A 12,354-nucleotide genomic window follows, 5' to 3' on the forward strand; every position below is an offset into this window, starting at 1 on the left:
AGGCCTAGCCACCAGTGAGCTCAGGGGCTTGATGTTGTGGCCAGAGCTCATAAAACAACAGCGTTGAAATGAGCTCGTGCAGCTCCTGGTCCGATTGGTTGTACTCATCCATTAACGCTTTCAGGCGCTCTTCAAACAAGCGCGCTCGTTCTTGTGAGCACTCTACTGCGTCATCTTCTTCTAACGCTGCCAATGAGCGTACCGGCGGCCCAGTTGGAATATCGAAGCCACTATTAGGGCCTTCCAACTGGCGCAAAGCTTGCGCAAATGCATCATCCAACTCACGAAACTTACGCAGCTTGTCACGTTCATCCGACTGTTTTGGAGTTTTGTGATATTTCATCGATGTTTCATTCATACCTTACTTGAAATGGTCGAAGTACCGCCACAACAGATATTTCCACAAGAGATACCCAATGCCGCACAGCCAGCCTGGAAGCCTGCCGTGCATCACGGTGCAGTGGAATTACCACCAAGCGATAACAACAGGTTATCGGCCAATGCCAATAGCCTTACGAGAAAAGGTTCAACGTATCATTCACTAAAAACGTATAGGACGTAAACGACAAAGCCAATACGTCGACTAACTCACATCCCCGGAAACGCTATTAAAACGCACAGCTATCCAATAGCGTTTTAAAGGCAAGACGAGCAGCCACAGAATCGTACACAAAAAAATCAAACAATAGTCAACACGATACGATGGGGCAAGCTATATGCACAAGCGACCCATGTATGCCAGACAGTAACTCAATATTCCCGGACAGCGCCAGCCTTTCAATAGTGATATCAAATCAGGCCAAGCCTATTTTTAATAAACCATAAAAGAGCGTAGTGTACAAACGGAATACTCTCCACCCCTTTGCTCTTCCCAGCACAAAACAGCAGCGAGATCAGTCTACTGCCGAGCTGATAGAAGCAGTTGAATATGCCACTGAGCTAGACAAGGAACGACTACAGACTACTTAACATGTTCTTAAAAACCGTATTGCCAGAAAGGCGAAGCGATGGGCTCAACGGATAGCCAGTATTGGGCGTATACCCGGAAATAGCAATGGCACCTCTACCGCATGCTGCATCAGATAGCCCATGAAGGCACTTATAGCCTCGCCAAGCGTCATGCATGCCTATAGCGAAACCATCCACAGCAACGACACGATTACCCAACACACTAAATAAATTTCAAGCTGGCAAAGAATGCAGCACTAACTTTTGCGGCGCTAAGCTAACGGGAGGTGTTTTTTTAATATTGAATAGCTATCGGGCCTATTCTGAGCCGCGCACCGGAAACCTGCCCCCTGTTAAAGCAAAACCGGCATTTCTTAAAAGAAGTGCCGGTAATTGCTAATTAATCTTCCATGCTTTCCAGCCAGGACTCAACAGTTTCGTCACCGTATTCATCCTTCCAACTACGCAAACCTTTATGGTTACCACCACGGGTTTCGATAATTTCGCCCGTCTTGGGGTTTCTGTAAGTTTTTAGACGACGCTTACGTCGATTAGGATTATTACTGGTAGATGCTTTGGTGCCACGTTGATCGTTTGTCGGATCCAACAGGGCGATAACATCTGCAGGGCGCTTACCAAATTCATTCATTAGCGCTTCAAGCTTAGCTTTGAATTCCAACTCGCTTTTTAAACGCTGGTCTCCTTCAAGACGCTGCAAGTCTTCTTGCAACTGCTTAAGTTGCTGCTCTTTTTGGATATATTCGTTTAGAAGTGACATGGGGAGTCCTTATACTTCAGATTTATCTTCTGGATATTGAATTGACACTCATCATATCCATTAGTTCAGAATGCGCGCTCATTATTACTTCAAAACCACTAATTGACAATAGCCTAGTGTACTTTCATTCAATTACTAAGAGTTTTTTAAGCGAATAGCGTACATTTAAAATGTTTTAAGCAGGTTGGTAAATCTAATTTAATACAACTAACTTGCTTAGAAAACAGTCTATTAATAAGCAAAAAAGCGCCGCCCATAGGGCGACGCTTCTTAGAACCAGCGACTAAATAGCTTAGTCTTGGCCCATCTGCTGCTTGATCAGGTCACCGATGGTGGTCGGACCACCAGCTTCGGGTTCTTGATCACGCATTTTCTTGAGGTTCTGACGAGTATCGTCCTGCTCTTTCGCTTTGATCGACAGATTGATCTGACGGCTCTTGCGATCGACATTGATGATACGCGCTTCAACGCTGTCGCCTTCATTCAGTACATTGCGCGCGTCTTCAACACGGTCAGCACTGATTTCAGAGGCTTTGAGGATGGCAATAACATCAGTTGCCAGCTCAACGTGTGCTTCTTTAGCGTCTACTTCAACAATACGGCCAGTCACAATGCTGCCCTTATCGTTAACAGACAGGTATTCAGCAACAGGATCGGAATCCATTTGCTTGACACCTAAAGAGATGCGCTCACGCTCAGGATCGATAGACAGAATAACGGCTTCGGCTTCATCACCTTTCTTGAAGTTACGAACCGCTTCTTCGCCAGTCTCTGTCCAGGAAATGTCAGACAGGTGAACCAGACCATCGATACCGCCTTCAAGGCCGATGAAGATACCGAAGTCAGTGATTGACTTGATGGTACCTGAAACACGGTCGCCCTTGTTGTATTCAGCGTTGAACGTTTCCCATGGGTTAGCAGTACACTGCTTGATACCCAGAGAAATACGACGGCGCTCTTCGTCGATATCCAATACCATGACGTCAACATCGTCGCCCACTTGGACAACTTTAGACGGATGGATGTTTTTGTTGGTCCAATCCATTTCAGAAACGTGAACCAGACCTTCAACGCCCTCTTCCAGCTCAGCAAAGCAGCCATAATCGGTCAGGTTAGTGACCACAGCATGTACTTTGGTGCCTTCCGGGTAACGCTGTTTAATGTTGACCCACGGATCTTCGCCCAATTGCTTCAGACCCAGTGAAACGCGGTTGCGCTCACGGTCAAACTTAAGCACTTTAACGTTGATCTCGTCACCAACAGCAACGATTTCAGACGGATGCTTGATGCGTTTCCACGCCATATCGGTGATATGCAGCAGGCCGTCAACACCACCCAGATCTACGAACGCGCCGTAGTCTGTCAGGTTCTTAACGATACCTTTGATCTGCTGGCCTTCTTGTAGCGTTGCCAGCAGCGCTTCGCGCTCGGCACTGTTTTCAGCTTCAAGGACAGCACGACGAGAAACAACAACGTTATTACGCTTCGGATCAAGCTTGATGACTTTAAAGTCCAGCTCTTTATTTTCCAAATGCGCAGTATCGCGAACCGGACGTACGTCGACCAAAGAACCCGGCAGGAAGGCACGGATAGAGTCGACGTCGACAGTGAAGCCGCCTTTGACTTTACCGTTGATCACGCCTTTGATGATTTCGTCTTTCTCGAAGGCGGCTTCCAGAATCTTCCAAGCTTCTGCGCGCTTGGCTTTTTCACGGGACAGACGCGTTTCACCGAAGCCATCTTCTACGGCTTCCAGTGCAACGTGAACGTCGTCACCGATAGCGATGTTTAACTCGCCATTTTCATCGCGGAATTGTGCCGCTGGGATCTGGCCTTCAGATTTCAGACCAGCATTGACAGTAACCCAGTCGCCATCGATGTCGACAACTTGAGCCGCGACGATAGCGCCTGGCTCCATGTTAATGTCGTTAAGGGACTGTTCAAACAGTTCAGCAAAGCTTTCGCTCATGGTTTTCCTACGTGATCAACGTTGTTGAGGCATAAATGCCTTCTCCGTACCACCAGCGAGTACGGGCCTAATGTCACTCTGCCTTTGGAGGTGTTAACGCTGGTTAGACCTGACCGGGCTCTCTGATATGAACGATCATATGAACTGCCGCCCTGCCACGTCGTGACACCTTTCCAAAAACGCCGCAAGGGAGAATCAGGTGCCGGATGCTAACCCTTTCTGGGCAAGTAATTCCGCCAACCGTTCAACCACTTCCGGTATGCTCAGACGCGTGGTATCAAGCGTAATGGCATCATCTGCCGGCTTGAGAGGTGCCACGCTGCGCTGCGTGTCGCGTGCATCGCGTGCCTGAATTTCCTTTAAAAGACTCGAAAGACTAGCATTCATGCCCGCTTCCTGCAACTGAAGATGGCGGCGACGCGCTCGTTCCTCAGCACTAGCAGTTAGAAATATCTTTAGCGGCGCGTCTACAAATACGACGGTACCCATATCACGGCCATCTGCGACAAGGCCTGGCGCCTTCTGAAAATCTCTTTGCCGCTGAAGCAGAGCCGCGCGCACAGCGGGAAGCGCTGCCACTTGAGAAGCCAACTCTCCAGTTTGCTCAGTCCGGATTGCCTGGCTTACCTCATCACCTTCAAGCAGCGTGCGGGGCTTACCATTTTCGATGGGAAATGCCACATCCAGCGATTCAGCCAATGCAGCAACAGCCGCTTCGTCATCAAGCGCAATACCATGCTTAACCGCCGCGGTGGCGGTTAGCCTGTATAGCGCTCCGCTGTCGAGTAAATGCCAGCCTAAACGCTCGGCAACCAAACTGCTGATGGTTCCCTTACCTGCCCCACCTGGCCCGTCAATGGTCAGAACAGGGATTGGCTTAGTCATTCTCACCCTCCACGTTAACCCCCATGCCAATTTTATTGGCAAGCTCAACGAAGGTGGGGAACGACGTAGCAACATTGGCGCAGTCATCAATAATAATGTCATCACTTGCGCGTAGTGCGGCAATGGCAAAGGCCATAGCGATACGATGGTCGCCTAAACTATCAACGCGCCCACCACCGTAGCTTGCAACTTCGGCATTGGCGTTACCGACAATATCGATTCCATCGTCAACCACGGTATGTTCAACGCCCAAAATTGCCAACCCGTCAGCCATGGCCTGAATACGGTCGGACTCTTTGACACGTAGCTCTTCTGCACCACGAAGACGCGTGGTGCCAGCAGCGTTTGCCGCCGCGATAAACAGCGCAGGGAACTCGTCAATCGCCAAGGGCACTTGATCAACCGGGATATCAATACCTTTCAAGGGTGCATAGCGGATACGAATATCAGCAACCGGCTCGCCACCCACTTCAGCTTCGTTAAGAAGCTCAAGGTTGGCGCCCATTAACGTAAGAATATTAATAACACCAATGCGAGTCGGGTTTATACCGACATGCTCCAAGGTGATATCAGCACCTGGCGTTATTGCAGCCGCCACCATAAAGAACGTTGCCGATGAAATATCAGAAGGAACGTCAATTGGACCAGCGCTCAAGGCGCCGCCACCTTGCAACCAACAGGTATCCCCTTCGCGTGACACAGAATAACCAAAACCATTAAGCATACGCTCGGTATGGTCACGCGTTGGTGCCGGCTCACGCACCCGCGTCTCGCCTTCAGCATAAAGCCCCGCCAACAGCAGGCATGATTTCACTTGAGCACTTGCCATAGGCATATCGTAGAAAATGCCTTTGAGCGCCGCGCCACCTTTAATTTTAAGCGGCGGCCGACCACCTTCAGCCGTCTCAATGGAGGCACCCATCAACCGCAACGGGTCCGCCACGCGTCCCATGGGGCGTTTGGTTAGCGACTCATCGCCGGTAAGCTCGCTATCAAATGCCTGCCCGGCTAAAAGCCCCGAGAACAGGCGCATCGCCGTTCCTGAGTTGCCCACATAGAGCGGCCCGGCCGGAGCCTTAAGCCCCTTCATTCCCACGCCATGGATAGTGACACGCCCCTGGTGAGGCCCCTCAATCGCAACACCCATCTCACGAAACGCTTGTAGTGTCGCCAGGCTATCTTCACCTTCAAGAAACCCTTTGACCTCGGTGACGCCTTGAGCCAGCGCTCCTAGCATAATAGAGCGGTGTGACATCGACTTGTCACCCGGTACGCGCAAATGGCCTTTCGCCTGGCCGCCGGGCCGAACTCGGTAGGTTACCTTGCCTTGTGGTTGCATATTGTATTCCGCTTGGTAGCTGGTTTTATTCAATAACGTATCAAAGTAATGGCGTGCGTGGCTGGCACGATCAAAGGTCGCAATAAGGGCATCGCTATCGCCTCGCTCAATCGCGTGACGTAACTGAGCCAGGCCTTCTTCAAAATCATCTAAAGATGCCAGAACCGCCTCACGGTTAGCCGTAAAAATATCCCGCCACATGACCGGGTCGCTGCCCGCGATACGCGTAAAGTCGCGAAAACCACCGGCGGCATAACGGAAAATCTCAAGCCGCTCATCCTGACGAGCTAGCGTATCCACCAGAGAAAAAGCCAGTAAGTGGGGTAAATGACTAGTGCGCGCAAGGACCTGATCATGGCGTTCAACGTCCATCTCTAACACATTGGCGCCGCAGGCCTGCCACAACGCACGCACGCGCGCCACCGCATCAGGATCGACCCCTGGTTCAGGCGTCAAAATAACGTTGTGATCAGCAAAAAGCCGTGGATTAGCCGCCGCCACACCGCTCTTTTCTGACCCCGCAATAGGATGACCTAGCACCATGTTGGCCGGCACAGCACCAAACACACGCTCTGCGCAGTCGCGAATGGTGGCTTTGGTACTTCCCACATCGGTTAGCACCACATTGGCTGCCGCTTGCGAAAGTACGCCTGCCAACGATGCCATCACCGACTCCATGGCAAGCACGGGCACCGCGAGGACGATCATGGTAGCGCCTGCCACTTGGTCAGCGAGAGTGACGCCCCCCGTATCGATTAACCCCATCTCGACACCGCGAGCGATTTCATCTTCGCTTGGATCGCAAGCCACAATCACGCCATTAAACCCTGAGGCGCGCAGCGCTGCTGCGAGTGACCCGCCAATCAAGCCGAGACCAACGATCAATAGCCGCTGTTCATTACAGGAAGGTGTTTCAACGACCGATGATGCCATAGCGGTCACAGCACGCCCTGCGGATAGGAACCTAAAACGCGAAGCTCCGAGGCGCGTAACCTTACCTCTTCCAACACGGCAGCAACGCGCGGATCGTCAGCGTGGCCCTTAAAATCGATAAAGAATACATAGTTCCATACGCCCGTACGTGATGGGCGCGTCTCGATGCGCGTTAAATCAATATGATGCCGATGGAAAGGCTCAAGCAGGTCGTGCAGTGCGCCAGGTTGGTTACGCATGGCCACGACAATTGAGGTTTTATCATCTCCCGCCATTGGCACACGCTCACTACCAATAATCAAAAACCGGGTCGAGTTATCCGGGCGGTCTTCAATCTTGTCAGCTACGCGCTCAAGCCCATACAGTTTGGCCGCCATATCACCTGCAATGGCCGCACTGTGCCATTCAGTTTTGACCAACTTGGCAGCCTCAGCATTCGAGGAAACAGGAACCCGTTCGGCGTGCGGGTAATGCGCATCCAGCCACTTCCGGCATTGGCCAAACGACTGGGGATGCGAATAAATGCGGGAGATTTTATCGCGACGCGTCGTATCACTAATCAGCAGGTGATGGTGAATGCGTAGCACCACCTCGCCACAAATATGGATAGACGAATCCATAAACGTATCGAGGGTATGATTCACAACGCCTTCTGTTGAATTTTCAACAGGCACTACGCCATAGTTAACGGCACCCGCTTCTACTTCACGAAATACTTCATCGATAGCTGCCATGGGTAGGCTAATGGCGCTTTCACCAAAGTGCTTCAGCGCCGCCTGCTGAGTAAACGTCCCTTCAGGCCCCAGATAAGCTACTTTGATCGGCTGCTCAAGCGCCAAACAAGCCGACATGATTTCTCGAAACAGCCGCGCCATTTCTTCGGAATCCAGCGGCCCCTTGTTAAGCGACATAATACGCCGCAGCACTTGCGCTTCACGCTCAGGCCGGTAAAACACCGCATCCTTATCGTGAGCCAGCTTTACATGCGCCACTTTTTGAGCACAGTCAGCACGCTCACTAATCAGGCGTAGTATATCGCCATCAAGTTGATCGATACGTTGGCGCAGGTCGTCCAGATTGATCGACGAGTCGGACATGATCATTAGCCTCTTCGCTGTTCAAAATCAGCCATAAAAGCAACCAGCGCATCAACGGCTTCTTCGGGCACTGCGTTATACAAGCTAGCACGCATGCCGCCCACGCTACGGTGCCCCTTTAGATTCAGTAGTCCCGCTTGGTCGGCCTCTTGTAAGAACGCTTTATCAAGAGCCGAATCAGCCAGCACAAACGGCACGTTCATACGCGAGCGATTAGCCACTGCAATGGGGTTGCTATAGAAATCGCTGGCATCAATGGCGCTATAAAGCTTTTCCGCTTTACGCTGATTAATGGCATCCATAGCCACCAAGCCACCGACATCATCACGTAACCACTGGAATACAAGCCCTGCCAGGTACCACGCATAGGTTGGCGGCGTATTCACCATCGACCCAGCGTCTGCGAGCATTTGGTAATCAAACAGCGAAGGAGTATTGGGGACCGCCCGGCCGAGCAAATCATCACGCACTACGGCAAGGGTTAAACCTGCCGGCCCAATATTTTTTTGTGCCCCAGCAAAGATAACGCCAAAGTCTGCGACATTAATGGGCTTGGACATAATATTGGATGACATATCGCAGACCAACGGCACATGCTGGCCATCTTCGCGCACAACTTGCGGCGTATAGTCAAATTCCAACCCGCCAATCGTCTCATTGGAGGTGTAGTGCAGATAGGCCGCATCCGCACTTAGCGTCAACGAATCCTGGGAAGGTACAGCCACATACCCACCAGCCTCACTGTTTCCAGCCAAGTGGCACGCATAGCCAAGTCGCTTGACTTCACTAATGGCTTTTTTGCCCCAAATGCCCGTTTGGATAAAGTTGGCACTACCGCCTTGGCCCAGCAGGTTCATCGGCAGCATAGCAAACTGCATGCTGGCGCCCCCCTGCAGGAACAGCACTTTATAGTTGTCGGGCACACTTAGCAGTTGGCGGAAATCGGCTTCCGCCTGCTCTGCAATGGCTATAAACTCATCGCTGCGATGGCTCATCTCCATAACGGATAAGCCACGCCCTTGGTAATCTACCAGCTCGTTGCGGGCCCTTTCGAGCACCGCAACAGGCAGGGCCGCTGGCCCTGCACAAAAGTTATAGTGACGTGTCATCAGTCGCCGTGTCCTGTGCGCTGTCGCCCGCGTTGTCTTGCTCACCCTCTTCATCCAGTGCTTCCAGCTCACTGTCACCAGGTTCATCAACACGAACAGTTTTAACCAGTTTTTCTTCTTTACCCAGACGGATTAGCATAACGCCCTGGGTGTTGCGTGAGGTGGTAGACACCTCTTCCACACGCGTACGTACCAGCGTTCCACGGTCCGTAATCAGCATCATCTCATCGCTGTCATAAACCTGCATGGCCGCCACAAGGGAGCCGTTACGCTCGCTGGTCTGCATGGCAATAACACCCTGACCACCACGACCGCGTAGCGGGAACTCTTCCAGGCGTGTGCGCTTGCCATAACCATTTTCGCTGGCCGTTAGAATGTAAATCTGGCCTTCTGCTTGTGTGCTTTCGGCAACCGTTTCGTCTGCACCATCAACATCCGTATCCGCCTCAGCATCAATCTGCTGGCTCTTGGGAATGATTAGGCTGATAACCTCAGCACCCTCTGCCAAGCGCATGCCACGCACGCCGCGAGCGGTGCGGCCCATTGCGCGAACATTACCCTCTTCAAAACGGATCGCTTTACCGTTAGAAGAGAGCATCATGGCGTGATCAGAGCCTGACGTAATAACAGCACCCACCAGGCGGTCGCCCTCTTCAAGATCAATGGCGATCAAACCAACGCTGCGCGGACGCGAGAACTGCTCCAGGCTGGTACGTTTCACCGTACCATTGGCGGTCGCAAAGAAAATATAGTGCTCGGGGTCGTAGTCACGCACCGGCAAGATGGCGTTAACCGATTCACCCTCTTCAAGCGGCAGCATATTGACCAGCGGTTTACCCCGCGAACCGCGACTGGCGGATGGCATCTCGTACACTTTCAGCCAATACACTTTACCGCGGTTGGAGAACAGCAGAACGGTGTCATGGGTCGAAGCAACGAGTAGATGCTCAATCACATCCTCATCTTTCATTGATGTTGCCGACTTACCGCGCCCACCACGCCGCTGCGCTTGGTAATCCGAAAGCGGCTGAGTTTTGGCATAGCCCGAACGCGACACGGTGACCACCATGTCTTCTTCGGCGATCAAATCTTCGATCGAGAGATCCAGATGGCTTGCCTGAATTTCTGTACGACGATCATTACCATACTGGTCGCGCACGGCATGCAGCTCTTCACGAATCACTTCCATTAGCCGGTCGGCCGAGGCAAGAATTTCGGTGAGTTCTGCAATTTTCTCAAGAATAGAGAGGTACTCATTGAGCAGCTTCTCGGTCTCAAGACCGGTCAGACGATGTAGGCGCAGCTCAAGGATGGCCTGCGCTTGAGCAGGCGACAGGCGATATTCGGTCGCGGAAGGGTTAAGACCAAAGCTTTCATCCAGCTCTTCCGGCTTGCACGAGGTAGCACCCGCCCGCTCAAGCATGCCGGTGACCTGCCCCGGCTGCCATGTTTTCGCCAGTAGCTTCTCTTTCGCCTCGGCTGCGCTGGGCGAGGCTTTGATCATCTCGATGATGTCGTCAATGTTCGAGATAGCCACCGCCAGACCTTCAAGAAGATGACCACGCTCACGGGCTTTTTTAAGTTCAAAGAGTGTCCGGCGCGTCACTACCTCACGGCGGTGACGGATAAACGCCTCCAGCATCTCTTTTAGGTTCAACGTGCGTGGCTGGCCATTCTCCAGCGCCACCATGTTGATACCAAATACGTTCTGAAGCTGTGTCTGAGCAAAGAGATTATTAACGACGACTTCACCCGATTCGCCACGCTTAATCTCAATGACCACGCGCAAGCCGTCCTTGTCCGACTCGTCGCGTAGCTCAGCAATACCTTCTATTTTCTTCTCTTTGACTAGTTCGGCGATTTTTTCAATCAAGCGTGCTTTGTTCACCTGATAAGGCAGCTCGGTAATGATGATGTGGTCACGGCCGGTTTTATCATGATGCTCAATCGTATGGCTAGCGCGCACGTGGATGCGGCCACGCCCGGTGCGATACGCATCTAAAATGCCAGCACGGCCGTTGATAATCCCCGCTGTGGGGAAATCAGGGCCAGGGATGTACGCCATCAAGTCATCAATCGACAGCGTGTAGTCATCAATCAGCGCTAAACAGCCGTCAATCACTTCACGCATATTATGCGGCGGAATATTGGTTGCCATGCCCACGGCAATGCCCGACGAGCCGTTAATCAGCAGGTTGGGGACTTTAGTAGGCAAAACGGCAGGAATGCGTTCGGTGCCGTCGTAGTTATCGACCCAATCGACGGTATCTTTCTCAAGATCGGCAAGCAGCTCATGCGACAGACGCGACATGCGCACTTCGGTATAACGCATGGCAGCAGCGTTATCACCATCGATAGAACCGAAGTTACCCTGGCCATCGACCAGAACGTGGCGCATTGAGAAGTGCTGCGCCATACGTACGATAGTGTCGTAAACCGCACTATCACCATGCGGGTGATATTTACCGATGACATCGCCGACAACACGCGCCGATTTCTTGTACGGTTTATTCCAGTCATTACCCAGTTCATGCATGGCGAAGAGCACACGCCTATGAACAGGTTTCAAACCGTCACGCACATCGGGTAGCGCGCGGCCGATAATGACACTCATCGCATAGTCGAGATACGACTGCTTGAGCTCGTCTTCAATATTGACGGGCAAGATTTCTCTGGCGATGTCACCCATGAAAGTCAGATCCTTTGCACTGCATTGGCACTGCGAGAGTTGAAAGCGCTAAAAGTACCGCCTTTAAAAAAAGACGATGCGCAGATACTGCTACATCATACCACTGCATCCGCACCAAGGGCAGCCAGGACACTCCCCTTGATTATTAAGGCGTAAACTGCTCTTTGGTAAGTAGTAATGCATTCAGCCGCTCGGCAAGCTCATTTTCAATCACCGAGGCTTTATTCGCCCGCATATCGAGAAGAACAAACGTAAGATCGGCCTGCGCTACTAATACACCATCGCTTCGATAGATGCGGTGATGACACAGCGCACGGCGCTCACCTACCTCTACAATACCCGTCAAAATAGTCAGGTCATCGCCCTGAACGGCGGCGGCGCGGTAGTCAATGTTAAGATTTACCACCACAAACGCCCGCCCCGCCTGATGGAGTTCGCCAATCATCGCTGGGTACTCATCAAAAAACGCCCAGCGCCCTTCCTCCATAAACTCTAGATAGCGGGCATTATTGACATGCCCATAGCCGTCCAAGTGGTAGCCACGTACACGCAGCTGAGCGCGAGAAGGTGATACCGTCATAACAACTCCTTTTCCAAGCTCAAGATA

9 protein-coding genes are annotated in these 12,354 nt (G+C 51.9%); all 9 read right to left on the reverse strand.

Going from position 1 to position 12,354, the window contains the following annotated elements; genetic code table 11:
* Window positions 1–4 precede the first annotated feature (4 nt).
* On the reverse strand, window positions 5–343 hold the full coding sequence (locus tag ACT3RU_RS03370) for a hypothetical protein (RefSeq protein ID WP_192526517.1): 339 nt from the start codon (window positions 341–343) through the stop codon (window positions 5–7).
* 1,005 nt (window positions 344–1,348) lie between these two features.
* On the reverse strand, window positions 1,349–1,726 hold the full coding sequence (locus ACT3RU_RS03375; RefSeq protein WP_087105525.1) for a histone-like nucleoid-structuring protein, MvaT/MvaU family: 378 nt from the start codon (window positions 1,724–1,726) through the stop codon (window positions 1,349–1,351).
* 292 nt (window positions 1,727–2,018) lie between these two features.
* Window positions 2,019–3,695: a 30S ribosomal protein S1 gene (rpsA, locus tag ACT3RU_RS03380; RefSeq protein WP_087105526.1), complete on the reverse strand. Its 1,677-nt coding sequence runs from the start codon at window positions 3,693–3,695 to the stop codon at window positions 2,019–2,021.
* A 195-nt stretch (window positions 3,696–3,890) separates the two neighbouring features.
* Window positions 3,891–4,580, reverse strand: coding sequence for a (d)CMP kinase (gene cmk, locus ACT3RU_RS03385; RefSeq protein ID WP_192526516.1), 690 nt, complete (start codon window positions 4,578–4,580; stop codon window positions 3,891–3,893).
* On the reverse strand, window positions 4,573–6,852 hold the full coding sequence (locus ACT3RU_RS03390; protein ID WP_087105583.1) for a bifunctional prephenate dehydrogenase/3-phosphoshikimate 1-carboxyvinyltransferase: 2,280 nt from the start codon (window positions 6,850–6,852) through the stop codon (window positions 4,573–4,575). Before ACT3RU_RS03390 ends, cmk begins: the two co-directional genes overlap by 8 nt.
* A 5-nt stretch (window positions 6,853–6,857) precedes the next feature.
* Window positions 6,858–7,949 carry a prephenate dehydratase gene (pheA, locus tag ACT3RU_RS03395; protein ID WP_192526515.1) on the reverse strand — a complete coding sequence of 364 codons (1,092 nt, stop codon included), beginning with the start codon at window positions 7,947–7,949 and terminating at the stop codon, window positions 6,858–6,860.
* 5 nt (window positions 7,950–7,954) lie between these two features.
* Window positions 7,955–9,058, reverse strand: coding sequence for a 3-phosphoserine/phosphohydroxythreonine transaminase (gene serC / locus ACT3RU_RS03400; protein WP_087105528.1), 1,104 nt, complete (start codon window positions 9,056–9,058; stop codon window positions 7,955–7,957).
* Complete coding sequence (gyrA, locus tag ACT3RU_RS03405) at window positions 9,042–11,747, reverse strand: DNA gyrase subunit A (protein WP_087105529.1); 2,706 nt, start codon at window positions 11,745–11,747, stop codon at window positions 9,042–9,044. The genes serC and gyrA overlap by 17 nt, the downstream gene beginning before the upstream one ends.
* Window positions 11,748–11,892: 145 nt before the next feature.
* Entirely contained in the window at window positions 11,893–12,327 is a 435-nt protein-coding gene (locus tag ACT3RU_RS03410) for an acyl-CoA thioesterase (RefSeq protein ID WP_087105530.1), read from the reverse strand.
* Window positions 12,328–12,354 lie beyond the last annotated feature (27 nt).

Source organism: Halomonas sp. TP35 (assembly GCF_052375975.1).
Lineage (GTDB): Bacteria > Pseudomonadota > Gammaproteobacteria > Pseudomonadales > Halomonadaceae > Vreelandella > Vreelandella citrativorans.